Annotated in this window: 35 protein-coding genes and 1 other RNA gene; 3 read left to right on the top strand and 33 right to left on the bottom strand. The window is 36.8% G+C overall.

Features of this window, described 5'->3' with window-relative positions:
* The first annotated feature begins 216 nt into the window (after positions 1-216).
* A complete protein-coding gene (locus tag EGH73_RS10220) occupies positions 217-3,402 on the top strand; it encodes a TonB-dependent receptor (protein ID WP_123281735.1) in 3,186 nt (1,061 codons plus the stop codon).
* Between the two features lie 128 nt (positions 3,403-3,530).
* Here EGH73_RS10220 and EGH73_RS10215 read toward each other — a convergent pair whose 3' ends face one another.
* The 3 genes from EGH73_RS10215 to EGH73_RS10200 form a co-directional block, all read right to left on the bottom strand.
* Positions 3,531-5,186, bottom strand: a complete 1,656-nt coding sequence (locus EGH73_RS10215; protein ID WP_123281800.1) for a ribonucleoside-diphosphate reductase subunit alpha — start codon at positions 5,184-5,186, stop codon at positions 3,531-3,533.
* Between the two features lie 489 nt (positions 5,187-5,675).
* Complete coding sequence (locus EGH73_RS10205) at positions 5,676-6,650, bottom strand: ribonucleotide-diphosphate reductase subunit beta (protein WP_123281799.1); 975 nt, start codon at positions 6,648-6,650, stop codon at positions 5,676-5,678.
* Between the two features lie 372 nt (positions 6,651-7,022).
* Entirely contained in the window at positions 7,023-7,859 is an 837-nt protein-coding gene (locus EGH73_RS10200; RefSeq protein ID WP_123281733.1) for a peptidase associated/transthyretin-like domain-containing protein, read from the bottom strand.
* A 572-nt stretch (positions 7,860-8,431) separates the two neighbouring features.
* Here EGH73_RS10200 and ssrA point away from each other — a divergent pair.
* Both ssrA and deoD read left to right on the top strand, forming a co-directional pair.
* Positions 8,432-8,834: a transfer-messenger RNA gene (ssrA, locus tag EGH73_RS10190) on the top strand.
* A 202-nt stretch (positions 8,835-9,036) separates the two neighbouring features.
* Entirely contained in the window at positions 9,037-9,744 is a 708-nt protein-coding gene (gene deoD, locus EGH73_RS10185; protein WP_123281731.1) for a purine-nucleoside phosphorylase, read from the top strand.
* Between the two features lie 30 nt (positions 9,745-9,774).
* Here deoD and EGH73_RS10180 read toward each other — a convergent pair whose 3' ends face one another.
* From EGH73_RS10180 to EGH73_RS10035, 30 genes are all read right to left on the bottom strand, one after another.
* Positions 9,775-10,842, bottom strand: a complete 1,068-nt coding sequence (locus EGH73_RS10180; protein ID WP_245985499.1) for a DUF4403 family protein — start codon at positions 10,840-10,842, stop codon at positions 9,775-9,777.
* A 162-nt stretch (positions 10,843-11,004) separates the two neighbouring features.
* Positions 11,005-11,520 (bottom strand): 50S ribosomal protein L17, encoded by a 516-nt coding sequence (gene rplQ / locus EGH73_RS10175; protein WP_089768545.1) that lies wholly within the window; start codon positions 11,518-11,520, stop codon positions 11,005-11,007.
* A gap of 8 nt (positions 11,521-11,528) precedes the next feature.
* A complete protein-coding gene (locus EGH73_RS10170; RefSeq protein ID WP_089768543.1) occupies positions 11,529-12,524 on the bottom strand; it encodes a DNA-directed RNA polymerase subunit alpha in 996 nt (331 codons plus the stop codon).
* 31 nt (positions 12,525-12,555) lie between these two features.
* A complete protein-coding gene (gene rpsD, locus EGH73_RS10165; RefSeq protein WP_089768541.1) occupies positions 12,556-13,164 on the bottom strand; it encodes a 30S ribosomal protein S4 in 609 nt (202 codons plus the stop codon).
* A 26-nt stretch (positions 13,165-13,190) separates the two neighbouring features.
* Positions 13,191-13,580 carry a 30S ribosomal protein S11 gene (gene rpsK / locus EGH73_RS10160; RefSeq protein ID WP_089768539.1) on the bottom strand — a complete coding sequence of 130 codons (390 nt, stop codon included), beginning with the start codon at positions 13,578-13,580 and terminating at the stop codon, positions 13,191-13,193.
* Positions 13,581-13,595: 15 nt separating this feature from the next.
* Positions 13,596-13,973: a 30S ribosomal protein S13 gene (rpsM, locus tag EGH73_RS10155; protein ID WP_089768537.1), complete on the bottom strand. Its 378-nt coding sequence runs from the start codon at positions 13,971-13,973 to the stop codon at positions 13,596-13,598.
* Between the two features lie 14 nt (positions 13,974-13,987).
* Positions 13,988-14,104: a 50S ribosomal protein L36 gene (gene rpmJ, locus EGH73_RS10150; protein WP_007839480.1), complete on the bottom strand. Its 117-nt coding sequence runs from the start codon at positions 14,102-14,104 to the stop codon at positions 13,988-13,990.
* 10 nt (positions 14,105-14,114) lie between these two features.
* Complete coding sequence (gene infA, locus EGH73_RS10145) at positions 14,115-14,330, bottom strand: translation initiation factor IF-1 (protein ID WP_027383300.1); 216 nt, start codon at positions 14,328-14,330, stop codon at positions 14,115-14,117.
* 8 nt (positions 14,331-14,338) lie between these two features.
* The gene (secY, locus tag EGH73_RS10140; protein WP_123281730.1) at positions 14,339-15,718 is read right to left on the bottom strand and encodes a preprotein translocase subunit SecY; all 1,380 of its coding nucleotides are present in this window, start codon (positions 15,716-15,718) and stop codon (positions 14,339-14,341) included.
* A 10-nt stretch (positions 15,719-15,728) separates the two neighbouring features.
* A complete protein-coding gene (gene rplO / locus EGH73_RS10135; protein ID WP_123281729.1) occupies positions 15,729-16,178 on the bottom strand; it encodes a 50S ribosomal protein L15 in 450 nt (149 codons plus the stop codon).
* Between the two features lie 78 nt (positions 16,179-16,256).
* Positions 16,257-16,433 carry a 50S ribosomal protein L30 gene (gene rpmD / locus EGH73_RS10130; RefSeq protein WP_027383303.1) on the bottom strand — a complete coding sequence of 59 codons (177 nt, stop codon included), beginning with the start codon at positions 16,431-16,433 and terminating at the stop codon, positions 16,257-16,259.
* An 11-nt stretch (positions 16,434-16,444) separates the two neighbouring features.
* Entirely contained in the window at positions 16,445-16,963 is a 519-nt protein-coding gene (gene rpsE / locus EGH73_RS10125; protein WP_089768531.1) for a 30S ribosomal protein S5, read from the bottom strand.
* An 18-nt stretch (positions 16,964-16,981) separates the two neighbouring features.
* Entirely contained in the window at positions 16,982-17,335 is a 354-nt protein-coding gene (rplR, locus tag EGH73_RS10120; protein ID WP_089768528.1) for a 50S ribosomal protein L18, read from the bottom strand.
* A gap of 11 nt (positions 17,336-17,346) precedes the next feature.
* Positions 17,347-17,892 carry a 50S ribosomal protein L6 gene (rplF, locus tag EGH73_RS10115; RefSeq protein WP_123281728.1) on the bottom strand — a complete coding sequence of 182 codons (546 nt, stop codon included), beginning with the start codon at positions 17,890-17,892 and terminating at the stop codon, positions 17,347-17,349.
* A gap of 18 nt (positions 17,893-17,910) precedes the next feature.
* The gene (rpsH, locus tag EGH73_RS10110; RefSeq protein ID WP_089768524.1) at positions 17,911-18,309 is read right to left on the bottom strand and encodes a 30S ribosomal protein S8; all 399 of its coding nucleotides are present in this window, start codon (positions 18,307-18,309) and stop codon (positions 17,911-17,913) included.
* 338 nt (positions 18,310-18,647) lie between these two features.
* A complete protein-coding gene (gene rpsN, locus EGH73_RS10105; RefSeq protein WP_027383308.1) occupies positions 18,648-18,917 on the bottom strand; it encodes a 30S ribosomal protein S14 in 270 nt (89 codons plus the stop codon).
* A gap of 3 nt (positions 18,918-18,920) precedes the next feature.
* On the bottom strand, positions 18,921-19,472 hold the full coding sequence (rplE, locus tag EGH73_RS10100) for a 50S ribosomal protein L5 (protein ID WP_123281727.1): 552 nt from the start codon (positions 19,470-19,472) through the stop codon (positions 18,921-18,923).
* 11 nt (positions 19,473-19,483) lie between these two features.
* Positions 19,484-19,804 (bottom strand): 50S ribosomal protein L24, encoded by a 321-nt coding sequence (gene rplX, locus EGH73_RS10095; protein WP_076782294.1) that lies wholly within the window; start codon positions 19,802-19,804, stop codon positions 19,484-19,486.
* A gap of 18 nt (positions 19,805-19,822) precedes the next feature.
* A complete protein-coding gene (gene rplN, locus EGH73_RS10090; protein ID WP_027383311.1) occupies positions 19,823-20,191 on the bottom strand; it encodes a 50S ribosomal protein L14 in 369 nt (122 codons plus the stop codon).
* Positions 20,192-20,193: 2 nt separating this feature from the next.
* Positions 20,194-20,448, bottom strand: coding sequence for a 30S ribosomal protein S17 (gene rpsQ / locus EGH73_RS10085; RefSeq protein WP_076782295.1), 255 nt, complete (start codon positions 20,446-20,448; stop codon positions 20,194-20,196).
* 14 nt (positions 20,449-20,462) lie between these two features.
* Entirely contained in the window at positions 20,463-20,648 is a 186-nt protein-coding gene (gene rpmC / locus EGH73_RS10080; RefSeq protein ID WP_123281726.1) for a 50S ribosomal protein L29, read from the bottom strand.
* An 11-nt stretch (positions 20,649-20,659) separates the two neighbouring features.
* Positions 20,660-21,085, bottom strand: coding sequence for a 50S ribosomal protein L16 (gene rplP / locus EGH73_RS10075; protein WP_089768514.1), 426 nt, complete (start codon positions 21,083-21,085; stop codon positions 20,660-20,662).
* Between the two features lie 78 nt (positions 21,086-21,163).
* The gene (rpsC, locus tag EGH73_RS10070; protein ID WP_123281725.1) at positions 21,164-21,898 is read right to left on the bottom strand and encodes a 30S ribosomal protein S3; all 735 of its coding nucleotides are present in this window, start codon (positions 21,896-21,898) and stop codon (positions 21,164-21,166) included.
* An 8-nt stretch (positions 21,899-21,906) separates the two neighbouring features.
* Entirely contained in the window at positions 21,907-22,302 is a 396-nt protein-coding gene (rplV, locus tag EGH73_RS10065; protein WP_089768510.1) for a 50S ribosomal protein L22, read from the bottom strand.
* A gap of 2 nt (positions 22,303-22,304) precedes the next feature.
* A complete protein-coding gene (gene rpsS / locus EGH73_RS10060; protein WP_027383317.1) occupies positions 22,305-22,583 on the bottom strand; it encodes a 30S ribosomal protein S19 in 279 nt (92 codons plus the stop codon).
* 2 nt (positions 22,584-22,585) lie between these two features.
* Positions 22,586-23,407 (bottom strand): 50S ribosomal protein L2, encoded by an 822-nt coding sequence (gene rplB / locus EGH73_RS10055; RefSeq protein WP_123281724.1) that lies wholly within the window; start codon positions 23,405-23,407, stop codon positions 22,586-22,588.
* Positions 23,408-23,426: 19 nt separating this feature from the next.
* Positions 23,427-23,717: a 50S ribosomal protein L23 gene (gene rplW / locus EGH73_RS10050; RefSeq protein ID WP_072997618.1), complete on the bottom strand. Its 291-nt coding sequence runs from the start codon at positions 23,715-23,717 to the stop codon at positions 23,427-23,429.
* A 3-nt stretch (positions 23,718-23,720) separates the two neighbouring features.
* Positions 23,721-24,350 (bottom strand): 50S ribosomal protein L4, encoded by a 630-nt coding sequence (rplD, locus tag EGH73_RS10045; protein WP_089768506.1) that lies wholly within the window; start codon positions 24,348-24,350, stop codon positions 23,721-23,723.
* Positions 24,341-24,967, bottom strand: coding sequence for a 50S ribosomal protein L3 (rplC, locus tag EGH73_RS10040; RefSeq protein WP_089768503.1), 627 nt, complete (start codon positions 24,965-24,967; stop codon positions 24,341-24,343). Before rplC ends, rplD begins: the two co-directional genes overlap by 10 nt.
* Positions 24,968-25,185: 218 nt before the next feature.
* Positions 25,186-25,680 (bottom strand): low affinity iron permease family protein, encoded by a 495-nt coding sequence (locus EGH73_RS10035; RefSeq protein ID WP_123281723.1) that lies wholly within the window; start codon positions 25,678-25,680, stop codon positions 25,186-25,188.
* Positions 25,681-25,755 lie beyond the last annotated feature (75 nt).

The raw sequence follows: 25,755 nt of genomic DNA, 5'->3' as shown, positions 1-25,755 counted from the left end.
TGGTTTTTGGTAAATTATTGATTCCTAATAAAAATGACATGAAAAAGGTCTTTTCCCGAGATTTAATTTTATCTTAACAAATTATTTATAATTCTGACTAATCAGCTTATTTTTCCAGCGTTTTCTTAACAAACTTATCACATATTATTAATTTTCTGTTTCACATTAATTGCTTGTTGCCCACCTATTTTTGCTGCAACCTATAAGTAAGTAAATATGAAAAGAAAGTTAGTCTGTGCTTTTGCTTTATTGTCCTTCGGGGTAGCTTTTGCACAGGAAACAAGTTCCAGAATAATTGGAAAATTAAAAGGAACATCCACTGAAATGACAGTAAAGGTAACTCATATTCCTACAAACACAACCATTGAAACCAAGAGCAATAATAAGGGCATTTTCAGCCTGGAAAATCTACAATCCGGCGGCCCATATAAAATTGAAGTACTAGACGGTTCCCAAACGGTTTATGCGAGTGATAATGTTCAGTTATCCTTAGGAAGTAATGACCTTCCGGTTATTGTTATCGACAATAGAGAGAAATCTATTGAAGAAGTAAAAATCACCAGTACCAAAAGATCTGCTAAAAACGGTGTAGCGATCAGTGAGGCACAAATTTCAGGATTACCAAATATTAATAGAGGAATCCAGGATATTACAAAGCTTGTTCCGCAGAGTGCCAACAACTCGTTCAACGGGACGAACTTCCGTTATAACAATGTTACCATTGACGGATCCATTAATAATGATGCTATTGGTTTTAGCCCGTCTTTGGGCGGTCAAACAGGAACTTCCGGAATGCCGGGAAGCAGCACAAGATCTAATTCTATCAGCCTTGATGCCATCCAGGATGTGCAGGTTTATATTGCACCTTATGATGTTAAACTGGGAAATTTTTTAGGTGGTAGTGTAAATGCCGTGACACGAAGCGGAAGCAATGATGTTACGGGTTCTGTATATACTTATGGAAGAAATGCTGCCATAACAGGAAAGAACAGAGTTGGTGATAATTCTAAAATGCCAAATTCTTTTGAAGATTTTATTTTCGGAGGCAGAGTTGGATTACCAATTGTAAGGGACAAAGTTTTTTTCTTCACCAATCTGGAATATACCAAAAGGACAGATCCTGTATTTTATAACGCAGGAGACGCCGGTTCATTAGTAGATAATGCGACTGCGTTGGCAATTTCTAATTTTGTGAAATCAAAATATGGGTTTGATGCCGGAAGTTATAATCAATATAATAACTATTCCGAAAGTTCTAAATTATTCAATAAGCTAGATTGGAAAATTAATGATAAGCACACTGTATCAATAAAAAACAATACGGTTTTTTCTGAGGCTTCCAACCTAGAAAGAGACGGCGCAAATTTCCGTTTTTCAAGTATGGATTTTGTTCAGAAAAATCAGGCTTCTACAACTACTTTAGAATTAAAGAGCAGATTCAGTGATAAGTTAAACAATACTCTATTACTTGGATATTCATCTATCCACGATTACAGAAATCCAACTTCTTCTAATTTTATGTTCCCTCAGGTTGAGATCTCATATAACGGCGGAACGGTATTTTTAGGAAATGACAGAGAAGCCACTGTTTTTAATATGAAGCAAAAAACCTTCGAAATCACGGATAATTTAACTTATAAGGTGGGAAATCATACACTTTTATTTGGTACACACAACGAGCTCTATAATATCAATTATGGGTTCGTAAATGCTATCAACGGAAGAATATCTTACAAAAGCTTAAATAATTTTTATAACTCAAATCCTGCAAGAATCAGAGGAACCTATTCTTTAACAGGAGAAGATAGAGATGAACTATTTAACAATCCGTATGCTAAATTTAAAATCAATCTTTGGTCGGTTTATGTTCAGGATGAGTTTTCTATCGGAAGATTAAGATTATCACCGGGATTAAGATTAGATTATACAGATCTTGGAAATATGCCAAACTTAAGTGATAAAGTTTCCAGCTCTCCTGCTGATCCTAATTATGGTGCAACTTATACATACACTCCTTTGGCACAACTTACCAATAAATATCTTAATAAGCCTACTCTTTCACCAAGATTAGGATTTACATTAAATGTTACGGAAGACAAATCTGTTGTTTTAAGAGGCGGATCAGGGATTTTTGTGGGCAGAATTCCTTTTGCCTGGTTAGGATACGCTTTTTATAACGACGGTGTTGGTTTTGGAAGCTATGATTATAACGGCCCAACAGCTGCTCAGCTTGCAGCAAATGGAGATCCTCTGGTAAGTTCAAATTTCCCGAAATGGCAAAAATCTTCCAAAGTACAAGTGGATTTGGTTGATAATAATTTCAAAATGCCGAGAATCTGGAGAAGCTCATTAGCTTTAGATTATATTATTGATGGATATAAATTGACTTTGGAAGGTTTATACACAAAGGTTATTTATGATTTGAAATTTCAACAGGTTAATAAAACCGATGCAGTTACTTATTTCAGCTACGACGTAAATCACGAAATGCCAATTTACACTACCAATATCAATGCTAATTTCTCTAACGCATACATGCTGTCCAATACAAAAGAAGGATACAGATACAATATTACGGCTCAGGTTTCTAAATCTTACAGATTCGGATTTAATTTCTTCGCAGCGTACACTTATGGAGATGCAAAAGATATAACCAACGGAATCCGGAACTCAATGGAAAGTAACTGGCAAATGAATCAGTCTCTGACTCCGAACGATCCGAAACTGGCAACTTCTAACTTTGCCATCAAAAACAGGATTGTTGCCAATATCGGATACGGCGTTAATCTTTCCGAGAAAAACAGATTATCCGCAAACGTCTATTTCAATGCACAATCTGGAAATCCGTTTTCGTGGGGATTTGTAAACAGTACAATTGCCAATACAGGACAGGCAGCAGGATTGGCTTATATCTTCAAAGATGCGGCTGAAGCTGCAAGATATATTGTTGACATAAAAGACGGAATCGGGAATATCATAACATCTGCAGCACAACAAGTTGCGGATTACGAAAATTTTGTTGGTGGAAACAAATATCTAAACGGCAGACGAGGTAAGTTCACAGAAAGAAACGGTGATTTTACACCGTGGAATGTTCAAGCCGACCTTAGAATAATGGATGAATTCCGCGTGAGCAGCAAATCCAAAGATAATATTCAGATTTCTTTGAGCATCATAAATCTTACGAATTTGCTGAACAAGGATTGGGGTAAAGTTTACTTTGTACCAAACACATATAACTCCACGGCAAGTGTCGGCTTGACCAAAGTTGGAAATGTTGCAACCGGACAAGCCGGAGCAGGAGATCCTACTTACAATTTCAAAACACCAGGATTGCCTTATACAATAGATCAATTCGCATCCAGAGTTCAGGCACAATTGGGATTAAGATATAATTTCTAATTTTTTCAAATCTTTCTTCACTCGGCTGTTCATTTTTTGAGCAGCCATTTTTATGAGCAGCCATTTTTACAAACAAAAACCGCAGAAATTTCTGCGGTTTTGTTTTATCAATTATTAATTCTTATTACTTAAGCTTCACAAGCAGAGCAAGTCACAAAGTTCACCATCAGTTCTTTGGAAACCGAAGAGCTTCTTTGGTAATACAATGTTTTTACACCTTTTTTCCAAGCTTCTATCATTACATAGTTAACGTCTTTCACTGGCATTGTTGATGGAATCTGCAAGTTCAGAGATTGCGCCTGGTCAATATATTGCTGTCTTTGCGCCGCCTGGGAAACAATCTCCATCGGAGATATCTCCCTGAATGTTTTGAATACCGCTTTCTCATCATCAGTCAATCCTTCAAGATGTTGAATAGAACCGTGATTCAGCATAATGGTTCTCCAGGTTTCTTCGTTATCAAGACCTTTTTCATCCAGCAATTTCGCCAGATATTTGTTCTTACGCATAAAGTTTCCTTTTGCCAAACCTGCTTTGTAATAGTTAGAAGCGAAAGGCTCAATTCCAGGAGAAGTTTGTCCAAGGATTGCAGAACTGGAAGTTGTTGGCGCAATTGCCATTAACGTCGTATTTCTCATTCCATAACCTTTGAGCATATCAGGTTCTCCATAGATATTAGCTAATTCTTTGGAAGCAATTTCAGCCTGTTCTTTGATATGACGGAATGCTCTTGCATTAAACTGAGTTGCCTGGAAACTCTCGAAAGGAATCATATTTTTCTGAAGATAGGAGTGGTATCCTAAAACTCCCAACCCAAGTGCTCTGTGACGCATCGCAAAGTTTCTGGCTGAAGTCAGATAGTAATTTCCTTCTGTTTTTTCAATGAATTCTGATAGAACAGCATCCAGGAAATAAATCGCTAGTTTAACAGCATTTGTATCTTTCCATTCATCATATAATTCAAGATTCATTGAAGATAGACAGCAGATGAAAGATTCGTTTGCAGTAGATGGCAACATAATCTCTGAACAAAGATTACTGGCATTCACCATTAATCCTGAATCTTTATAGACCTGGGGTTTGTTTCTGTTCACGTTGTCTGTGAAGAAAATATAAGGCAAACCTTTTTGCTGACGGCTTTCCAAAACTCTTGCCCAGATTTTTCTTTTATCCACATCACCGTCAATCATATCCTGCATCCAATAATCCGGAACGCAAACTCCTGTAAATAGATTTTGGATTGGACTTCCGATATCTTTGATACTCAAAAATTCTTCGATATCACCGTGGTCAATGTCTAGATATGCTGCAAAAGCTCCTCTTCTCACACCACCTTGTGACACCACATCCATTGCTGTATCGTACAACTTCATAAAAGAAACTGCTCCAGAAGATTTTCCGTTGTCTGTAACGGCAGTTCCTCTGTTTCTCAATTCCCCGAAATAACCAGAAGTACCACCCCCGATTTTCGTCTGCATAATGACTTCACCCAATTTGTGGGTGATTCCTTCAATATTATCCGGAATATGAACGTTGAAACAAGATATCGGCAAACCACGCTGTGTTCCCATATTAGCCCAAACCGGAGAAGAAAAACTAATCCAGCCTTTCACAATCATCTCTTTGAAAGCCGGTTGCAATTCCGGTTTGTAAAGGCGTTTTGCCGCTGCAGTTGTAATTCTGTCTATGGCGCCTTCCACAGTTTCTCCTTTCAGAAGGTAACCTCTGTTCAACATTTGTTCAGACTCTTCGTTGAGCCACCAGATATCTATATTTTCGTCCATCATAAATTGTAATTTAGCTTTTGGGCAATTAGCTTTTGGCTTTTTGCTGTTATTATTTTTTGACTTTATTAATTATTGGGGCGCCTATTTCCGTCTTCCGTTCCCGCTTTTTTTTCTTGTCTTGAAAGCCAAGAAAAAAAGAGCTCCACTCAAGCCGGGGCGCGCTTCGCCATTTTTGACGATTTTACATAAAAAAGAAAATTCCAAGAATAAAAAGTTTTCTTAAAATTTTCTTTTTTACACCTTTTCAAGTCGAAACTTTAAAAGGATTTTATTTCAGTTTTGTCATTCCGTAGGAATCTCGACAGGCTTAGTTTTAGATTTATATTGAAGACAATAATGTTACTTATGTCGGTGCTTCGCACCTTGAATCTACTTTCTGTTTGATTCTCTACCAATATATCGCGACTTCGTCGCTTTCAAAATTGGATAATCAAAAAGATGAAGGCGAAAACTCCCTTCTTCTGACATCAGACTTCCAGCAGAAATCTAAAATAAATCGTTCGCCGTAATACTTTTGTCGTGCTTGGTATAATCTACTGGACGTTTTGCAAAGAAATCATCCATAGAATTGGCAAAAACTTCTTCCTCAAACCAAACCATTGGTCGGTAATCTTCCGGAGAAACGTTGTATCTGGTTTTCATCCCGATTTTCTTTAAGGAGTCATCTACTCTGTATTTCATAAAATCCAAAAGGTTTTTCTTGGAAACATGTTCGATTTCGCCCAGTTCAAAAATCCAGTCCAGGATATTAGATTCCATTTCAATCGACTCGTCTACCAAATCATAAATCGATTCAATATCCTCATCGCTCAATAAGTCTGGCTGTTCTTCTCTGATTTTGTTTATCAAATAGATTCCTCCATTGGCGTGGATTTGCTCATCTACTGAAGTCCAGGCGATAATGTTGGACACATTTTTCATATATCCTTTGAACCTTGTGAATGATAAAATGATGGCAAACTGGCTGAACAAAGACACATTTTCTATCAGTATGCTAAATAGCAACAATGAGGAAACGTAAGATTTCGAATCCTGAGAATTGGCGTTTTTCAGCACTTTACTTAGGTAATCAATTCTGTCTTTTACAGCAGGAATATCGACTACATTCAGGAATTCATCATTGTAACCCAAGACTTCCAGCAATCTGGAATAGGCTTCTGAGTGACGGAACTCGCACTCTGCAAAGGTTGCTCCCAAACCGTTGAGTTCAGGCTTAGGCAAGTGATGGTAGAGATTTCCCCAGAAGGTCTTCACATTCACCTCAATCTGAGCAATCGCCAAAAGCGCATGTTTGATTGCGTTTTTCTCATGAGGTTCCAACTGAGAATGGAAATCCTGAACATCTGCGGTAAAATCTACTTCGGAATGGACCCAATATGACTTATTGATCGCTTCTATAAATTGTAAAACTTCCGGATATTCAAATGGTTTATAACTTATTCGTTTATCAAAAATCCCCATAATCTTGGTCTTTAATCTGTTGTTTAATAATATATTGTGAAAATTTCCGGATGCCGATAGTCTGAAAACACTGTTTTCTTTTTTCCTTCCGAAGCGTTCATACAAAAATAGAAATTGAAAGCTTTAAATGAAAGTGGTGAGCATCCAAAAATGTCAAAAAACTGACAATCATCTGTAAAAGTTTTCCACATTATGTTAAAAGTGCTTTCCATAGGCTTTCTACAAGCGAATGAGGTTTGACAGAAGTGCCTAGAACGTCAATAACCATTAAACAGAGTGATGAAAATCACTTATGACAGGGGATTAGAAACTGAACAACAAAACACGATGATATGTTTGTGATTTCCAGAATAAGCAATTTGATTAAAATTTTTAACCTTCGGAAACTTTCTTGGAAAAATTATGAGTTTTGAGATATTCTGAAAAAACTTCTTTGAGACTGAATTCTATTGCAGCTTTGTTAAAATTGTTTCTGTAATTTTTGGATAGACTTTTTTGTTCATCAGCATAAGCGAGGAAGATATCGAAATCATATTCGTCTAAACCGTATTTTGTATAATACTCCAAATCTATGGCTGCTTTTACACGTTTGTAAAACTCTTGCTTTTCAGCATAATTGGCGGTTGTCTTGGGAGATGTTCCTGCTTTTGTCACCAAACCAGCAACTGCGCCTAAAAACCCACCACCTCCAGAACCGATGGAAAATAAATTCATCTGTCCTTCCCCTGGATTGCGTGGCGCAAAAGCCGATGGTATTTTGGCTGTTGGGTGAACTTCGTTCATTGGCGTTCGCATATAATTGTTCATTGCCATATTGAGTGCGGTCACTTTTGCAGGAGGATTGAGTCTGGCAATGTCTTTTTTGAGAATTCCGGTTGGTTTGAACGCCAGCGTTACTTCTTCTATTTCTATAGGAATGGTGACTAGCTGAACGTCAAGACTTTTTGAAAAACTCTCTGAGGTTAATGAAACGACTTTTCTTTCATAGCCTTGTCTTACAATTCTAAGTTCGTCGGTAGGTTTTGCCGCAATAGCAAAATTCCCCATCTTATCAGACGTCACTATTTGATCTGTTCGCAGGTTATGGATGCTTGCCAAAGGTAGCTTGTCTCCGCTGTCATTGGCAACATTTCCTAAAATATAATCGGATTGCGCGAAAATCTTTATCGAACAAAGAAGTATGAGAAGCGAGAGTAATTTTAATTTCATAGCCATAAGTTTCTTGACAAAATTAGCTCTATTGTATATCAATAAGATAAAAGAGATTTTTTTGATGGATAGTTTAACCGACTTTAACCTGTTTTGTGATTTTTTTAGAATTTGGGGTTTTGGTTTTGTTAAATATATTTTGAGATTTTTTTGCGTTGTCGATATTTTAAACGCAAAGGGCGCAAAGATTTTTAATTAACGAAATATTTTTAGGTTCTAAAAGGCGCTTTGTTCAGCGATTTTTATTGCTCGCAGATTTCGGAGATTTTGCTGATTTCTCTGTGGCTAGTTTGTTTGAAGGGAAAATTTTAAATCGTTGAAAATTCTTGTTTTTACCGCTGCGCGTGAGGGATGATAGCGGAAATCCTTTTTGCTTGGGCTAAAAAAGCCTCAGGATGACAAATGGAGATACAAAAAAGATTGGCTTCGCCGACCACTTCGTTAGGTTTGCAGCGGACATTACGATCCGAGCGTATGTATAAGCTTGGCGAGGGATACGCTCAAATTTAGTTTTTGGTTAATAGTTGTTAGTTGATGGTTTTATTTGTAAATTTGTAGTCTTATTTCAAAATGGGGTTGACTGGTTTCGACAGCAAGACCAATGGGTAAGTAAGCATGCAGAGAACCGTAGCGCGATCTCTTAAATCCCTTGCTACAACATTTTAACTGGCAACGAAGAGTTCGCTCTTGCAGCTTAATCCGAAGTTTAGTAGGTTTCAAGCGCTTTCCCGAAGATTTTAGTAAGGAAGCAAGATGTCTCACAAATGCTCTGTTCTGCGGCGTTTGATTCTGAGGCATAGGAATGCGGAAATAAGGTTTTGGAAGCTTCGGCCAAGACTCGAAAATTTTAGAAGCTAAGGTTTAGGTTGGGTGTTTGCTCTCTGCCTAATCCCGAAAACCAATAGCAAAATAAGCATGTAGAAAGCTTGCGTATTGCTTGTTTGGACGAGGGTTCGAATCCCTCCAACTCCACAAAAACACTCTTCAAACGAAGAGTGTTTTTTATTTTCATAATATCGATTCTTGATCATCTTGATTTTTACTTTTTTGCGAAAAAAGATCGTTTTGAAACTTGTCACAAGTGTTGTTCTGCGAATTAATTGATTTTATTTTAAGAATCAATTTCAGTAATCGGATTATAAATTTTATATTCACGGTCTTAAAAAAATTTATAAAAATGAGTGTTCACATTAGTGCTAAAAAAGGAGAAATCGCAAAGACGGTTTTGATGCCCGGCGATCCACTTAGAGCAAAATATATTGCTGATAACTTTTTGACCGACGCCAAATTGGTCAGTCAGACAAGAAACATCTATTTCTACACAGGAAACTATAAAGGTAAAGAGATCACTGTTGGTGCGAGCGGAATGGGATTTCCAAGTATCGGAATCTATTCTTTCGAATTGTTTACTGAGTATGAGGTTGAGACGATCATCAGAATCGGAACTTGTGGAGCTTACTCTACAGATTTGAAATTATTCGACATCCTGAATGTAGAAAATGCGGCTAGTGAAAGTACTTACGCCAAATTTGCCTGGGGAATTGAAGAAGATGCCATTTCTAACCAGGGAAATGCTTTTGATAAAATCAATGAAACAGCGAAAGAATTAGGTCTGGAAGCTAAAGCAACCAACATCCACTCCAGCGACATCTTCTACAGAAAAGACCCTGCTGTTCCGGAAATCGCATTGAGACACAATTGTCCTGCAGTGGAAATGGAAGCGTTTGCGCTTTTTGCGAATGCCAAACATCTTGGTAAAAATGCGGCTACGATCTTAACCGTTTCTGACATCATTCCAACTCAAGAGCAAATCTCTGCCGATCAAAGAGAAAAAGCACTGAGAACAATGATGGAATTATCTCTTGAAACGGCTATAAAATATTAATATTCCAACTTAAAATAAAAAGCTTCTGAATTAATTTTGGAAAAAGTTTTTAGTTTTCAGATTGAAGTCTGTGACATTTAGCTTTATCTTGTGCTCTTCCGCACTGTAATAGGGTTTACCTTTGATGAAAGCCGTTCCGTTAACCTCGCCAGTTGTATGCGCTTCAATCACAATATTTTCTTTTTCCTGATAAACAGAGATATCCGTAATTTTTACCTTTTTCTCCTCACTGCTCATTGGAAATTCTTTATCCTGGAATTGTTGCTTTGCGAGCCTTGTTGCTTCATCGAAACTGATGTTGGCAGTGGTTTGCAGATTAAAAACATTCTGAAGATTCGGATTCAATATAAAATTAGGAACAGTATTGACATCTCTTGTCGCCAACGGAACTTGTCCCACAAAAGTTTCCGAATACAAATCAATCCCAATTGTCGTTTTGATTTTATCCTGAAAAACCTGAAGCGGTGTCATATAAGTATTTTGAGGCGTGATTTTCAGCCAAGTATTATATTCTTCCGACACATTGATTGGTTTTGAAAATTGATTCCAGGCCATCACCAGATAAGGCTGAAGATTGAATTTTGTTTTAATCTGCTGATCAATAATGGTTGTAAACTTCCCCTGCTGCTCTTTCAAGGTTGACTCTATAAAAGAGGCAATCGGGATTTTGACTTTACCATAATCTAAGACAGGTTTCTGTGTCCATACAAATCCGGCAGTGGTGGTCTTCGTGTTCAGTTTCCAGTCAGGTGTTGCAGCGAGACTGGTTATAAAATTCATAATCAGATTGAAATTAGTATCCTGATACATATAATAACCCAGCGTTCCATAGCCCTTTTCTGCCCAGATCTTTAGCGGTACAGAAATCATCAGTCTGTTATTGCTCAACGATTTTATGGCTATATTACCCGGCTTTTCCACTCTGACTTTGAACTGGTCATTGTTATTATCCGTATAAGATTGATCCTCATACAAAACGCCTTTCACCGATTGATTGATAAGATTATTGATCTCCGAGACAGGAAGCGAAACAGGAAGTGTAATGTTGGACTTGATTCTGGGTAATGTATAAACCGGAATACTGGGTTGAGAAAACATAAACAGACTGTATATAATAAAAAATAAAGCCTGTGTTTTTTTATAAATATTCATAAACGCTATTGACACAATTTAGAACGCTAAAATAATCGTTTTAATTATTAAAAAAAACAAAAAAACCATCTCTTTCGAGATGGTTTTATATTGAAAAACTGGAAAATATTATTCTTCAGTTTTTTCTTCTGTAGAAGTTTCTGCAGCAGGAGTTTCTTCCACTTTAGCTTCAGAAGTTTCAGCAACAGGAGCAGTTTCTTTCTTTGCAGTAGATCTTCTGCTTCTTCTTGTTGTTTTCTTCTCTGCTTCGTTTGGATTGTAGATATCGTTGAAATCTACCAACTCGATTAATGCAGTATCGGCAGCATCACCAGGTCTGAAACCAGTCTTGATGATTCTTGTGTAACCACCATTTCTTTCAGCGATTTTAGGAGCTACAGTTCTGAACAATTCAGTAACCGCTTCTTTACTTTGCAAGTAAGAGAAAACGATTCTTCTATTGTGCGTTGTATCTTCTTTAGCTTTCGTCAGGATTGGTTCCACGTAAACTCTTAAAGCTTTCGCTTTAGCAACAGTAGTGTTGATTCTTTTATGTTCAATTAGGGAACAAGCCATATTAGAAAGCATTGCTTTTCTGTGTGGTGCAGTTCTACCTAAGTGATTTATCTTTTTTCCGTGTCTCATTTTGAGGATTATTTATCAGCGTCTAACTTATATTTTGCAACATCAAACCCGAAATTTAGTCCTTTTGAGTGAACCAATTCTTCAAGTTCTGTTAAAGATTTTTTACCAAAATTTCTGAATTTCATCAAATCAGACTTACTAAAAGAAACTAACTCACCAAGTGTTTCTACTTCAGCAGCTTTCAGACAGTTAAGGGCTCTTACAGATAGATCCATATCTGCCAATTTCGACTTAAGTAATTGTCTTGTATGAAGTGTTTCTTCGTCGTATTGAATGGAAGCCTTCACAGCCTCTGTTTCAAGAGTGATTCTTTCATCAGAGAACAACATAAAGTGATAGATCAAGATTTTAGAAGCTTCTGTTAAAGCATTCTGAGGTGTAATTGACCCATCAGTTTCGATATCCAATACTAGTTTTTCGTAGTCTGTTTTTTGCTCTACACGGTAATTTTCTATACTGTACTGTACTTTTTTTATCGGAGTAAAGATAGAATCAATAGCAATAGTCCCAACAGGAGCATTGTTTGATTTGTTCTGATCGCTCGGAACATATCCTCTTCCTTTTTCAATGTTGAAAGTAATTTCAAACGTTACATCTTTAGCCAAAGTTGCGATTACTAATTCTGGGTTAAGAACTTCGAAGTTCACGATAGAACCTCCAAGATCACCAGCAGTCACAACATCTTTTCCGGATACTTTTGCAGTTACCTGCTCGTTTCCTGGATTTTCAGTTTTAGCTTTAAGACGAAGCTGTTTAAGATTAAGAATGATTTCAGTAACATCTTCAATCACTCCCGGTATAGTTGAAAATTCGTGCTCTACGCCTTCTATTTTGATAGATGAAATAGCATATCCTTCCAGAGAAGAAAGTAAAACTCTTCTCAATGCATTACCGATTGTAAGCCCGAAACCTGGTTCTAAAGGTCTGAATTCGAATTGTCCTTTAAAATCTGTCGAGTTTAACAGGATTACTTTATCGGGTTTTATAAATGTTAAAATTGCCATAGTCTGGTTGAGCAAAAATTTGAAAAAATTATTATTTAGAGTATAATTCGACGATCAACTGTTCTTTGATGTCTTCAGGAATCTGAATTCTCTCAGGCGCACTTGTGAAAGTACCAGTTTTTTTCTCGTCATTGAATTGTAACCACTCATAATTTGCTTTTGAAGCCAAAGCATCAGAAATCACTTCTAGAGATTTAGATTTTTCTCTTACAGCAATCTCGTCACCAGCTTTCAGCAGATAAGAAGGAATGTTTACCAGCTCTCCGTTCACAGTGATGTGTCTGTGAGAAACCAATTGTCTAGCAGCAGCTCTTGTTTTAGCAAAGCCTAATCTGTAAACTACATTATCCAATCTTGATTCGCAAAGCTGAAGAAGAACCTCACCAGTTACTCCTTTGCTTCTGTGTGCTTTGTCGAAAAGGTTAGCAAATTGTCTTTCTAAAATACCATATGTATACTTAGCTTTTTGCTTTTCAGCCAGCTGAGTAGCGTATTCAGATTTTTTTGCACCTCTTCTTTTGTTAGGACCGTGTTGTCCTGGTGGTTGATTTTTTCTTTTCTCGAAGTTTTTATCGTCTCCGTAAATTGCCTGACCAAATTTTCTAGCAATTTTTGTTTTAGGTCCAATATATCTTGCCATTGTTTTAAGATTTGAGGATTAAAAGATTATACTCTTCTTCTTTTAGGTGGTCTACATCCGTTGTGTGGCATAGGTGTCACGTCAACGATTTCGCTTACTTCGATACCTGAGTTGTGTAGTGTTCTGATTGCAGATTCTCTACCAGCTCCAGGACCTTTTACAAACACCTTAACTCTTCTAAGACCAGCTTCGAAAGCTACCTGAGAACAGTTTTCTGCAGCCATTTGAGCTGCGAATGGAGTATTCTTTTTAGAACCTCTGAAACCCATTTTACCGGCAGATGCCCAAGAGATAACCTCTCCGTTTTTATTTGTTAAAGAAATGATGATGTTATTGAACGAAGCCTGAATATGCGCTTCACCAATAGCCTCAACCTTTACTTTTCTTTTTTTAACAACTTTAGTTTGTTTTGCCATAATTAATTCTAACGATTATTTACTTGCCTTTTTCTTGTTAGCAACAGTTTTTCTCTTTCCTTTACGGGTTCTAGAATTGTTTTTCGTTCTTTGGCCTCTTAAAGGTAATCCCAGTCTGTGACGTATTCCTCGTTGGCATCCTATGTCCATCAATCGCTTGATGTTCAATTGCACTTCAGATCTAAGCTCACCTTCTACTTTGATGTTTTCAGTGATGTAAGTTCTGATTGCAGCCAATTCATCGTCATTCCATTCGTTGACTTTCTTGTCTTCGCTGATTCCAGCGTTTTTCAAAATTTCTGAAGCTGTACTCTTACCGATACCGTAGATATAAGTAAGTCCAATAACGCCTCTTTTGTTCTTTGGTAAATCAATACCTGAAATTCTCGCCATAATTTAATCGGTTCTTAACCTTGTCTTTGTTTAAATTTAGGGTTCTTCTTGTTAATTACGAAAAGTACACCTTTTCTGCGTACAATTTTGCAATCAGCACTTCTTTTTTTGATAGATGCTCTAACCTTCATTTTGTTATTTTTAATATCTAAAAGTTATTCTCCCTTTAGTCAAGTCATAAGGAGAGAGTTCGAGTCTTACCTTGTCTCCAGGTAAGAGTTTTATATAATGCATTCTCATTTTACCAGAAATATGGGCAATTAATACATGCCCATTCTCTAGCTCTACTCGGAACTGTGCGTTGGAAAGTGCTTCCGTTATCACACCGTCTTGTTCTATATGTTTCTGTTTAGCCATTTATCCTATTAATAGTTTGATGATCTTGATAATTTAGATTGCATCAACCCATCATAATGATGGTTCAGCAGATATGTATTGATTTGTTGAACGGTATCTAAGATAACTCCAACCATAATCAATAACGATGTACCACCGAAAAACAGGGCAAATCTATCTGTCTGAACAAACGCTCCGTGCACTATTGCCGGAAGGACTGCAAAGATAGATAAAAAAATCGCACCTGGCAAGGTTATCTTAGATAAAATATCATCTAGATAATCAGCCGTTTCTTTTCCTGGTCTCACCTTTGGTATCAATCCACCATTTCGTTTGAGATCATCAGCCATCTGATTCACCGGAATGGTAATCGCCGTATAGAAAAATGAGAAAATTATAATCAATAATGCAAACAATACATTGTACTGCCAGCTGAATACATTTTTGAATCCCGCCAAAAAGGTGTTAGATTCATCTACTTTAGTAAGCAATCCTGGAACGAACATCAGCGCTTGAGCAAAGATGATCGGCATTACTCCAGCGGCATTTACTTTCAATGGAATCCATTGTCTAGCTCCTTCCATCAGATTTCTGCTTACTCCGCCTCTAGCCTGAGCTCTGCTAACATATTGAATCGGAATTTTTCTAACTGCAACAGAAAGAATAATTGCCAACAATACAACCAATAACCAGAATATGATCTCAACTAGAATCATAATGCTTCCTAGTCCTCCTTTACCATTCTGTGTAAGCACTTCTTGGTAAAAAGCTGTAGGAAGGTCCGCAAGGATACCCACCATGATCAGAATTGAAATACCGTTACCAATACCTTTATCTGTAATTTTTTCTCCAAGCCACATTGCAAATACGGATCCCGCTACCAGGATCACAATACTTGGAAGCCAGAACATAATGGACGCTGGATCTATATAATATGCTGACTGAAATTGCGAATAAGGCAAAAAATATTGAGTTACAGATGTAAGATAAGATGGTGCCTGTACAAGACAAACCCCAATTGTTAACCATCTTGTTATTTGGTTCAAAGTGTTTCTCCCACTTTCTCCGTCTTTCTGCAACTTCTGAAGATATGGAATAGCCATTCCCATCAGCTGTACGATAATAGAGGCAGAAATATATGGCATAATTCCTAGTGCCATAATGGAAGCTCGGCTAAATGCTCCACCAGTGAAAGAAGACAATAAACCCAAAAGGCCGGCTCCTTGTTGGTTCCCGCCTTGGTTTTTGTAATGCTGTAGTAAGTTTCCTACTTCTGCCATATTAATAGCAGGAAGAGAAACATAAGATGCGAATCTATACACAAGGACCAAAGTGAGCGTCAAGATAATTTTATCTCTAAGCTCTTTCAGACTCCAAATGTTTTTTAGTGTTTGTATAAATTCTTTCATTAGTGATTAATTAAAGAGTAATTGCTTTACCTCCAGCCTTATTGATTGCTTCCTCAGCAGACTTAGTAAATTTATCAGCAGAGATTGAAACACCAGCTTTCAAATCACCTCTCCCTAGGATTTTTACTAATTCATTTTTAGAAGCCAGACCGTTTTCTACTAATACATCTCTAGTGATATCACCAGTGATATTTTTAGTATCGATCAAAGTTTGAATCGTATCAAGGTTGATTGCTCTAAACTCTTTTCTATTAATGTTTTTGAAACCAAATTTAGGTAATCTTCTTTGCAAAGGCATCTGTCCACCTTCAAAACCGATTTTCTGAGAATAACCAGCTCTCGCTTTTTGACCCTTATGTCCTTTTGTCGAAGTACCACCTTTACCGCTACCTTGTCCTCTACCAATTCTTTTTGAATTGTGAGTAGAACCTGCTGCTGGTTGTATATTATTTAAATTCATTGTTGTATTGAAATTATAGATTAAAAGATAAGAGATAAGAGACCTAAAAAGAGTCTCTTTTCTCTTTGTCTATTGTTCTTATTTTTGAACTTCCAGTAAGTGACTTACAGAAGCAATCATACCTAAGATAGATGGTGTTGCTTCGTGTTCTACAACTTGCTGAAGTCTTTTGAAACCTAGTGCTTCCAGTGTTCTTTTCTGAGTTTTAGAACGATTAATAGCACTTCTAACTAATTTTACTTTGATTGTTGCCATTGTTATAATGATTAACCGTTAAACACTTTACTTAAAGAAACTCCTCTCATTCTTGCAATCTCTTCTGGTCTTCTGATATCCAATAATGCGTTGAAAGTTGCCTTTACCACATTGTGAGGGTTAGAAGAACCTTTAGATTTTGACAATACATCGTGTACCCCTGCAGACTCCAGTACCGCTCTTACAGCACCACCAGCGATAAGTCCTGTACCGTGAGAAGCTGGTCTCAAGAAGATATCAGCACCACCATATCTAGCAGAAGTCTGGTGAGGAATAGTATGGTTGATTACAGGAACTTTTACCAAGTTTTTCTTAGCATCCTCTACAGCCTTAGCAATAGCAGAAGCAACTTCCTTAGATTTTCCAAGTCCGTAACCGATAACACCATCTTCGTTTCCAACAACTACAATTGCAGAAAAACCAAATGCCCTACCACCTTTTGTTACTTTAGTTACTCTATTTACAGCAACCAGACGATCTTTCAATTCTAATCCTCCAGGTTTTACTCTTTCTATATTACTATCTAACATATGTTCTGAAATTAAAAATTAGAATTTAAGACCTGCTTCTCTAGCACCGTCAGCAAGAGCTTTTACTCTACCATGATACACGAAACCATTTCTATCAAATACAACATTCTCGATTCCTGCTGCAAGAGCTTTAGCTGCAATAGCTTTACCAACTGCTTCAGAAACCTCGGTTTTAGTTCCTTTAGCATCTACACCTTTCTCTCTGGAAGAAGCAGATACTAATGTTTTACCTTCTTTATCATCTACTAACTGAGCGTAGATCTCTTTATTACTTTTGAATACAGACAATCTTGGTAATTCTGCAGATCCGGAGATCTTTCCTCTTACTCTTCTTTTGATTCTGATTCGTTTTTCAACTTTTGTTAATGCCATTTTCTTAAATTTTATGCAGATTTACCGGCTTTTCTTCTGATGATTTCACCCACGAATTTCACACCTTTTCCTTTATAAGGCTCAGGTTTTCTGAAAGATCTGATCTTTGCAGCCACCATTCCAAGAAGTTGATTATCGTAAGAAGATAATGTAATGATAGGATTCTTACCTTTTTCAGTCAATGTATCTAGAGTAACCTCTTTCGGTAATTCTAGTACAATAGCGTGCGAGAAACCTAGAGCAAGTTCTAATCTCTGTCCATTGTGAGATGCTCTGTATCCAACCCCTACTAATTCTAATTGCTTAGTAAATCCTGTAGAAGTACCAACAATCATATTGTTGACAAGCGCTCTGTATAAACCGTGTAGCGCTTTATGTTCTTTTGAGTCTGAAGGACGAGTGAATGTAAGCACACCGTCTTCTTGTGAGAAGCTGATTCCCCCTGTAAGTTCCTGAGACAATTCTCCTTTAGGACCTTTAACCGTTACAACACTGTCTTTCTCAGTTACTGTAACACCAGCAGGAACTTCTATAATTGCTTTACCAATTCTTGACATTTTCCTTGTTTTAAAAAATTAATATACGTAGCAAATTACTTCACCTCCCACTTTCTCTTGTCTAGCTTTCTTATCAGTCATCACTCCTTTAGAAGTAGAGATGATTGCAACACCAAGCCCGTTTAGTACTCTTGGAAGTTCCTCAGAACCTTTGTACTGACGAAGACCTGGTCTAGAAGCTCTCTGGATAGATTTGATAGCAGGTTTGTTTGTTTGCTTATCATACTTCAAAGCGATCTTGATACTTCCCTGAACCGCATTATCCTCAAACTTATAGTTTAGGATATAACCTTGGTCGAAAAGAATCTTAGTGATCTCTTTTTTGATTTTCGATGCAGGAATTTCCACCACTTTGTGGCCTGCGCTTTGTGCGTTCCTTACTCTTGTTAGGAAATCTGAAATTGGATCTGTTACCATTTCTTTATTTTAAATTATTGGTTAATGACAACCAGTATTGAAAAGACTTGAAGATTAAATATATATAGATTTCGAATATTTCTCCATCTCACATTTTACCTTCAGTATCTAAACAACTTAATTGTCACTTTGATTTATTAATCTATTTAATAAATATTTTCTAAACGAAAATTAATCTCCCAGAAAAAAAATTTTCTAAGCGGATGCAAAAGTACAAAAAAAATAAAAAGATTTATTTTTTTTATTTTGCATGTCATTCGACCTAATTTTGTCCTCTATTTATTAAAATACAGCTGACTTATAAAAATATAGAAGTCAGCTGTAAAAATTTTAATTGCTTACCAACTTGCTTTTTTAACACCTGGGATAAGACCGTTGTTTGCCATTTCACGGAAAGTTACTCTGGAGATACCAAACGTTCTCATATATCCTCTTGGTCTTCCTGTTAGTTTACATCTGTTGTGAAGTCTCACAGGAGATGCATTTTTCGGAAGTTTTTGCAATGCTTCGTAATCTCCGGCTTCTTTAAGAGCCTTTCTTTTCTCAGCATATTTAGCTACAGTAGCTTCTCTTTTGCGCTCACGCGCTTTCATTGATTCTTTAGCCATTTCTTAGTTCTTTTTGAAAGGTAAACCGAAGTGAGTTAATAGTGCTTTAGCTTCTTTGTCAGTTTTCGCAGATGTTACGAGAGTAATGTCCATCCCTTGGATTTTCTTCACTTTGTCAATAACAATCTCCGGGAAGATAATCTGCTCAGTAATACCCAAGTTATAATTACCTCTACCATCGAAACCATCTGCTTTGATTCCAGAGAAATCTCTGATTCTTGGAAGTGCAGAAGAAGTTAATCTATCCAAGAACTCATACATTTTATCAGCTCTTAGAGTTACTCTTGCTCCTACTGGCATTCCCTTTCTCAATTTGAAGGCAGCCTCATCTTTTTTAGACAAAGTACCAACAGCTTTTTGACCGGTAATTGCTGTAAGTTCTTCTACTGCATAGTCTACAATCTTCTTGTCGGCTGTAGCAGCACCCAAACCTTGTGATACAACGATTTTTACTAATTTAGGCACTTGCATTACGCTTTTGTACCCAAATTCTTCCATCATTGCAGGAACAATTTTATCTTTATATTGTTGTTTTGGTCTTACTATATATTCCATTGTAATTTTAATTATAAAGTTTCACCAGTTGTTTTTGCAACTCTCACTTTTTTATCACCTTCTACTTTGTATCCAGCTTTTGTAGCTTTTCCGCTTTTATCAACCAATGATACGTTTGAAATATGTAGTGAAGCCTCTTTCTCAACGATTCCACCTTGAGGATTTTGAGCAGATGGTTTAGTATGTTTCTTAACAATATTAATACCTGCAACAATTACTCTAGGATCTTTACCTTCTTTTCTGATTACCTCAAGAACTTCACCTTTACTTCCTTTATTTTTTCCGGTAGTAACGATTACGTTGTCTCCTCTTTTTATTTTAACTTTTGTCATTTTCTTAAAATTTTAAAATTAAAGTACTTCAGGAGCTAATGAAATCACTTTCATATATTCTTTGTCTCTCAACTCACGGGCAACCGGTCCGAAAACACGTGTTCCTCTCATTTCTCCAGCAGCGTTTAGTAATACGCAAGCATTGTCTTCGAATTTGATGTAAGATCCATCTTTTCTTCTAACTGCTTTTTTAGTTCTTACAACAACTGCTTTAGATACTTGACCTTTTTTTGCGTTTCCTGATGGTGTAGAATCTTTGATAGTAACAACGATTTTATCACCAACTGAAGCATATCTTCTTCTGGTTCCTCCCAGAACTCTGATCACCAATACTTCTTTAGCACCTGTGTTATCAGCAACTTTTAATCTTGATTCTGTTTGTAACATTATTACTTAGCTTTTTCTATGATTCTTACTAATCTCCATCTCTTGTTCTTGCTCAAAGGTCTAGTTTCTGTAATCAAAACTGTATCTCCTTCGTTGCACTCATTGTTCTCATCGTGTGCAGTATATTTTTTCGTTTTTAACACGAACTTACCGTACATTGGGTGCTTTACTCTCGTAGTTTCGCTAACAACAATAGTTTTTTCCATTTTATTGCTGGAAACTACCCCGATTCTTTCTTTTCTTAAATTTCTTTCCATTGTAAAAAGGAATATTATTGTTTGTTAGTTAACTCTGTATTTAGTCTTGCGATTGTTTTTCTCAAATCTCTGATCTGAATCGGATTCTCAACAGGGCTGATTCTGTGTGCTAATTTCATTTTAGAGTAATTAGCTATAGCATCTGCCAATTGAACTTTGATATCCTCTACGCTTAGATTCTTGATGTCAGCTTTTTTCATTATAATAGAGATTAAAGAGGTTTAACAAAATCGTTTGCAACTATGAATTTGGTAACTACCGGCAATTTCTGCGCAGCAAGTCTAAGAGCTTCTTTCGCCACTTCGTAAGGCACTCCACCAATTTCGAACATAATTTTACCAGGTTTTACTACGGCTACCCAATATTCTACAGCACCTTTACCTTTACCCATCCTTACTTCGGCTGGTTTCTTAGTAATCGGCTTATCCGGGAATATTTTGATCCATAGCTGACCTTCTCTTTTCATATATCTTGTAGCCGCGATACGCGCTGCTTCAATCTGTCTTGCAGTGATCCAAGCACCTTCAGTCGCTTTGATCCCGAAAGTTCCGTAAGCAAGTTGATTACCTCTCTGGGCAATCCCCTTCATTTTCATCTTATGAACTCTACGGAATTTGGTTCTTTTTGGTTGTAACATAATTTCTTAAATTTTAGATTTTAGAATTTAGATTTTAAAAAAGTAACGGTCATTTAAAAACTATCCTCTAAAATTTTATTAATTATTTCTTCTTGGTTTTCTGTCTCCTCTTTCTCCTCTCTCGCCTCTTTCTCTACCGCCAGCAGGTGCTTTTTTCTGTTGTCCTACAAGTGGTGTAAGTTCTCTTTTACCGTAAACTTCACCTTTCATAATCCAAACTTTCACACCAAGCTTACCGTATTGAGTTAATGCTTCACCGATATGATAATCGATATCTGCACGGAAAGTGGACAAAGGAATTCTTCCTTCTTTGAAAGACTCTGATCTCGCCATCTCTGCACCGTTCAATCTTCCGGAGATCATCACTTTGATACCTTCTGCACCCATTCTCATTGTGCTTGCTATTGCCATCTTAACAGCTCTTCTGTAAGAGATTCTGTTTTCGATTTGTTTAGCAATACTGTCAGCAACTAAAACAGCGTCAAGCTCAGGTCTTTTGATTTCGAAGATGTTGATCTGAATATCCTTTCCAGTCAATTTTTTCAATTCTTCTTTCAATTTATCAACTTCCTGACCGCCTTTTCCGATGATTAAACCTGGTCTTGCAGTAGTGATAGTTACTGTTACTAATTTTAGTGTTCTTTCAATATAAATTTTTGAAATACCACCTTTAGATAATCTTGCTTCAAGGTATCTTCTGATTTTGTAGTCTTCAGCGATTTTATCACCGTAGTTTTTTCCACCGAACCAGTTCGAATCCCATCCTCTGATGATACCTAATCTGTTACCAATTGGATTTGTCTTCTGTCCCATACCTTGAATTAATTTTTAGTACCTAAAATTAGTGTAATGTGGTTTGATCTTTTTCTGATTCTGTAACCTCTACCTTGTGGGGCAGGTCTTAGTCTCTTCAATTGTCTTGCACTGTCTACAAATATTTCTTTAACGATAAGGTTAGCCTCCTCGATGTCAGCACCTTCGTTTTTAGCTTGCCAGTTTGCAATAGCAGAAAGCAATACTTTTTCTAATTTGTTAGATGCATCTTTCTTAGAGTATTTTAGGATATATAAAGCTTTATCAACTTCTACCCCTCTAATGATGTCAGCAACTAATCTCATTTTTCTTGGAGAAGACGGACAGTCGTTATGTAACGCTTTTGCCACATCTTGGTTTGCTATTTTACGTGCTAAAGCACTTTCTCTTTTTCTTGATCCCATGATTATCTACCTCCTTTATTTTTGTTACCACCGTGACCTCTGAAAGATCTAGTCGGAGAAAATTCGCCTAACTTATGACCAACCATGTTTTCTGTTACATATACAGGGATAAAAGACTTCCCATTGTGAACAGCGATAGTTTGCCCTACGAAGTCTGGAGAAATCATAGATGCTCTAGACCAAGTTTTGATAACAGTCTTCTTACCAGACTCAACGTTTGCCTGAACCTTCTTATCTAAAGTATGATGAATGAATGGTCCTTTTTTAAGTGATCTTGCCATAATTATTTTCTTTTAGATACGATGTAACGGTTAGACACTTTGTTTTTCTTTCTAGTCTTGTAACCTTTAGCCGGCATACCGTTTCTAGATCTTGGGTGACCTCCAGAAGAACGTCCTTCACCACCACCCATTGGGTGATCTACAGGGTTCATTACTACCGGTCTTGTTCTTGGTCTTCTACCTAACCATCTGCTTCTACCAGCCTTACCTGATACTGTCAGCTGATGATCTGAGTTAGAAACCGATCCAACCATTGCCATACATTCAGTAAGGATCATTCTGGATTCTCCTGAAGGCAATTTGATGATTGCATATTTTCCGTCTCTTGAGGTCAATTGAGCTGAAGAACCAGCACTTCTTGCCAAGATTGCACCTTGTCCAGGCTTCATCTCTACACAAGAAATTACGGTACCCAATGGAATGTTTTTCAATTTCATTGCGTTACCTACATTTGGTTCTACGCTTTCTCCTGAAACGATTTTTTGATCTACTTTGATCCCGTTTGGAGCGATGATATATCTTTTCTCTCCATCTGCATATTCAACTAAAGCGATGAATGCAGTTCTGTTTGGATCATACTCTACAGTTTTTACCGTAGCTTCAACGTTGAATTTGTTTCTTTTGAAGTCGATAATTCTGTATTTCTTTTTGTGTCCACCGCCGGTGTAACGCATGGTCATTTTACCAGTTTGGTTACGTCCACCTGACTTTTTAATACCAACTGTCAGAGATTTCTCTGGCTTGTTAGTAGTAATTTCCTCAAAGTTGTTTACAACTCTGAATCTCTGTCCCGGGGTGATAGGTTTTAATTTTCTAACAGACATTACTATTATTTATAATTAATTAATTAGTTGCGAAAATATCAATAACTTCTCCAGCAGCCAATGTTACAACTGCTTTCTTCAATTTGTTAGTTTTCCCAACTTGAAGTCCTTTTTTCGTGTATTTAGAAGAAACTTTAGGCGCATAAATCATGGTTCTAACGTCCGCTACTTTTACACCATAAGCTGCCTCAATAGCACCTTTAATCTGGATCTTGTTAGCTTTTGGAGCTACCAAGAAAGAATAAGCACCTCTTAGATCTGTAAGATAGTTTGCTTTTTCTGAAATAATTGGTTTAATAATAAGTGACATGATTTATTTCTTTAAGTTGTCCTGAAATTTTTCTACTGCACCTTCTAAGAAGATAATCTCACCTGCGTTGATCAAATCATAAGAAGAAATCTCATTATAATTCAACACTCTTGTTTTAGGCAAGTTTCTTGAAGATAAATATACATTCTTGTTAGCTTCAGGAAGCACGAATAATGATTTTTTACCTGTAAGCGTTAAAGCATCCAACAATGTGATGAATTCTTTAGTCTTAGGCGCATCAAAACTCAAGTTTTCTAAAACTCTAATGCTGTTGTCTCTCATTTTCTGAGAAAGAACAGATTTTTTTGCTAATCTTTTAAGCGCTTTGTTCAATTTGAATCTGTAGTCTCTTGGTTTTGGACCAAACACTCTACCTCCACCTTTGAAAGTTGGCGACTTGATATCACCATATCTCGCAGATCCTGAACCTTTTTGCTTCTTAAGCTTTCTAGTAGAAGCAGTGATTTCGCTTCTTTCTTTAGATTTATGAGTACCTTGACGCTGTGCAGCAAGATATTGTTTAACCTCTAAGTAAACCGCGTGCTGATTTGGCTCAATTCCGAATACAGATTCGTCTAGAGTTACTTTTCTTCCGGTCTCTTTTCCTGATGTATTTAATACTACTAGTTCCATTTCTTGATAATTACATAAGAATTTTTAGCTCCCGGAACAGCACCTTTTACTACTAAAAGATTTTGTTCTTGATCCACTTTTAACACTTGAAGGTTTTGTACAGTTACCTGCTTACCTCCCATTCTTCCAGCCATTCTCATCCCTTTGAATACTCTTGAAGGGTCTGATCCAGCACCGATAGAACCTGGAGCTCTAAGTCTGTTGTGCTGACCATGAGTTGCCTGCATTACACCTCCAAATCCGTGTCTTTTAACAACACCTTGGAAACCTTTACCTTTAGAAGTACCTGTTACATCCACATACTCTCCTTCTGCAAACATGTTCACTTCCACTAAATCTCCCGTCTTAACATCGTGCTCGAATGCATTTCTGAATTCTACGATCTTAGCTTTAGGAGTTGAACCAGCCTTTTTGAAATGACCAGCTAACGCTTTACCAACGTTCTTCTCACTCTTGTCATCGAAACCTAGTTGTACGGCAACGTATCCGTCAACTTCTTCGGTTCTGACCTGTAAAACCGAGCATGGACCAGCTTGAATAACTGTACAAGGAATATTCTTTCCTTCTTCGTTAAACAAAGATGTCATACCGATTTTTTTACCAATAATACCTGACATTATTTATATATATCTATTATATTTTAATTCAGCATTTTAGCGGTTCCTGTGATATCTATGTTTGAAATAGGCATACTGCTTCCGTAAAATGAGTGTGCAAATTTATGTATAATTTTCAAACTGACAAACATTTATAGTAAAATATTTTGATTTTTAATGATTTATAAAAAAACACCAATGATTTATTCTTCCGGAATTTTAATTTAAAAAAAAAGGAATCAATGTGATTCCTTTTTTTGGTTCTGCTTCGCAAGCCACTCTTCGTGTCGTTTTTGGAAAGCCTTGTATTTGTAATCCTGATTTCTTTGAGCAACATCGATAGAGTGAGACTGATGAATATCCAAATCTTCTTCTGCAAAATCTGCTAGTTTTTCGTAATAGCAATGCAATTGATCTAATTCTTTCTCGGTAAGATCTTCTATATCAACGATTCGGTTGCTGGCTTTCTCATTGGAAGCAATAAGCTCATTTAGCTTTATTTGTATAGCTTTGGAATCTTTGTTTTGTGCTTTCTGAATCAGAAAAACCATCAGAAATGTTATAATTGTAGTGCCTGTATTGATAACCAGCTGCCATGTTTCCGAGTAATCGAAAAACGGTCCTGAAACCGCCCAGATTATAACAATTAAAGTTGCTCCAATGAAAGCATATGAACTCCCCTTAAACTTGGTTGCCCAGTTGGCAAATCTTTCAAACAAGTTTTTATTCTTCATATTATTTTAATTTGGAATAAAGATACTACTTTAACATAAAAAAGGTCTCCACTTTGGAAGACCTTTGGTTAAATA

This window comes from Epilithonimonas hominis, assembly GCF_003730015.1.
GTDB classification, from domain to species: domain Bacteria; phylum Bacteroidota; class Bacteroidia; order Flavobacteriales; family Weeksellaceae; genus Epilithonimonas; species Epilithonimonas hominis.
This window is presented reverse-complemented; position numbering and strand designations above follow the sequence as displayed.

Excerpts from the sequence above, each read along its gene's own strand:
- EGH73_RS10220 (WP_123281735.1), top strand. The coding sequence starts at position 217 with ATGAAAAGAAAGTTAGTCTGTGCTTTTGCTTTATTGTCCTTCGGGGTA.
- EGH73_RS10215 (WP_123281800.1), bottom strand. The coding sequence starts at position 5,186 with ATGGACGAAAATATAGATATCTGGTGGCTCAACGAAGAGTCTGAACAA.
- EGH73_RS10205 (WP_123281799.1), bottom strand. The coding sequence starts at position 6,650 with ATGGGGATTTTTGATAAACGAATAAGTTATAAACCATTTGAATATCCG.
- EGH73_RS10200 (WP_123281733.1), bottom strand. The coding sequence starts at position 7,859 with ATGAAATTAAAATTACTCTCGCTTCTCATACTTCTTTGTTCGATAAAG.
- deoD (WP_123281731.1), top strand. The coding sequence starts at position 9,037 with ATGAGTGTTCACATTAGTGCTAAAAAAGGAGAAATCGCAAAGACGGTT.
- EGH73_RS10180 (WP_245985499.1), bottom strand. The coding sequence starts at position 10,842 with ATGTTTTCTCAACCCAGTATTCCGGTTTATACATTACCCAGAATCAAG.
- rplQ (WP_089768545.1), bottom strand. The coding sequence starts at position 11,520 with ATGAGACACGGAAAAAAGATAAATCACTTAGGTAGAACTGCACCACAC.
- EGH73_RS10170 (WP_089768543.1), bottom strand. The coding sequence starts at position 12,524 with ATGGCAATTTTAACATTTATAAAACCCGATAAAGTAATCCTGTTAAAC.
- rpsD (WP_089768541.1), bottom strand. The coding sequence starts at position 13,164 with ATGGCAAGATATATTGGACCTAAAACAAAAATTGCTAGAAAATTTGGT.
- rpsK (WP_089768539.1), bottom strand. The coding sequence starts at position 13,580 with ATGGCAAAACAAACTAAAGTTGTTAAAAAAAGAAAAGTAAAGGTTGAG.
- rpsM (WP_089768537.1), bottom strand. The coding sequence starts at position 13,973 with ATGGCGAGAATTTCAGGTATTGATTTACCAAAGAACAAAAGAGGCGTT.
- rpmJ (WP_007839480.1), bottom strand. The coding sequence starts at position 14,104 with ATGAAGGTTAGAGCATCTATCAAAAAAAGAAGTGCTGATTGCAAAATT.
- infA (WP_027383300.1), bottom strand. The coding sequence starts at position 14,330 with ATGGCTAAACAGAAACATATAGAACAAGACGGTGTGATAACGGAAGCA.
- secY (WP_123281730.1), bottom strand. The coding sequence starts at position 15,718 with ATGAAAGAATTTATACAAACACTAAAAAACATTTGGAGTCTGAAAGAG.
- rplO (WP_123281729.1), bottom strand. The coding sequence starts at position 16,178 with ATGAATTTAAATAATATACAACCAGCAGCAGGTTCTACTCACAATTCA.
- rpmD (WP_027383303.1), bottom strand. The coding sequence starts at position 16,433 with ATGGCAACAATCAAAGTAAAATTAGTTAGAAGTGCTATTAATCGTTCT.
- rpsE (WP_089768531.1), bottom strand. The coding sequence starts at position 16,963 with ATGTTAGATAGTAATATAGAAAGAGTAAAACCTGGAGGATTAGAATTG.
- rplR (WP_089768528.1), bottom strand. The coding sequence starts at position 17,335 with ATGGCATTAACAAAAGTTGAAAAACGAATCAGAATCAAAAGAAGAGTA.
- rplF (WP_123281728.1), bottom strand. The coding sequence starts at position 17,892 with ATGTCAAGAATTGGTAAAGCAATTATAGAAGTTCCTGCTGGTGTTACA.
- rpsH (WP_089768524.1), bottom strand. The coding sequence starts at position 18,309 with ATGGTAACAGATCCAATTTCAGATTTCCTAACAAGAGTAAGGAACGCA.
- rpsN (WP_027383308.1), bottom strand. The coding sequence starts at position 18,917 with ATGGCTAAAGAATCAATGAAAGCGCGTGAGCGCAAAAGAGAAGCTACT.
- rplE (WP_123281727.1), bottom strand. The coding sequence starts at position 19,472 with ATGGAATATATAGTAAGACCAAAACAACAATATAAAGATAAAATTGTT.
- rplX (WP_076782294.1), bottom strand. The coding sequence starts at position 19,804 with ATGACAAAAGTTAAAATAAAAAGAGGAGACAACGTAATCGTTACTACC.
- rplN (WP_027383311.1), bottom strand. The coding sequence starts at position 20,191 with ATGTTACAAACAGAATCAAGATTAAAAGTTGCTGATAACACAGGTGCT.
- rpsQ (WP_076782295.1), bottom strand. The coding sequence starts at position 20,448 with ATGGAAAGAAATTTAAGAAAAGAAAGAATCGGGGTAGTTTCCAGCAAT.
- rpmC (WP_123281726.1), bottom strand. The coding sequence starts at position 20,648 with ATGAAAAAAGCTGACATCAAGAATCTAAGCGTAGAGGATATCAAAGTT.
- rplP (WP_089768514.1), bottom strand. The coding sequence starts at position 21,085 with ATGTTACAACCAAAAAGAACCAAATTCCGTAGAGTTCATAAGATGAAA.
- rpsC (WP_123281725.1), bottom strand. The coding sequence starts at position 21,898 with ATGGGACAGAAGACAAATCCAATTGGTAACAGATTAGGTATCATCAGA.
- rplV (WP_089768510.1), bottom strand. The coding sequence starts at position 22,302 with ATGGGATCAAGAAAAAGAGAAAGTGCTTTAGCACGTAAAATAGCAAAC.
- rpsS (WP_027383317.1), bottom strand. The coding sequence starts at position 22,583 with ATGGCAAGATCACTTAAAAAAGGACCATTCATTCATCATACTTTAGAT.
- rplB (WP_123281724.1), bottom strand. The coding sequence starts at position 23,407 with ATGTCTGTTAGAAAATTAAAACCTATCACCCCGGGACAGAGATTCAGA.
- rplW (WP_072997618.1), bottom strand. The coding sequence starts at position 23,717 with ATGTCACTTATTATTAAACCAATTATTTCAGAAAAAGCAAACTATCTT.
- rplD (WP_089768506.1), bottom strand. The coding sequence starts at position 24,350 with ATGGAACTAGTAGTATTAAATACATCAGGAAAAGAGACCGGAAGAAAA.
- rplC (WP_089768503.1), bottom strand. The coding sequence starts at position 24,967 with ATGTCAGGTATTATTGGTAAAAAAATCGGTATGACATCTTTGTTTAAC.
- EGH73_RS10035 (WP_123281723.1), bottom strand. The coding sequence starts at position 25,680 with ATGAAGAATAAAAACTTGTTTGAAAGATTTGCCAACTGGGCAACCAAG.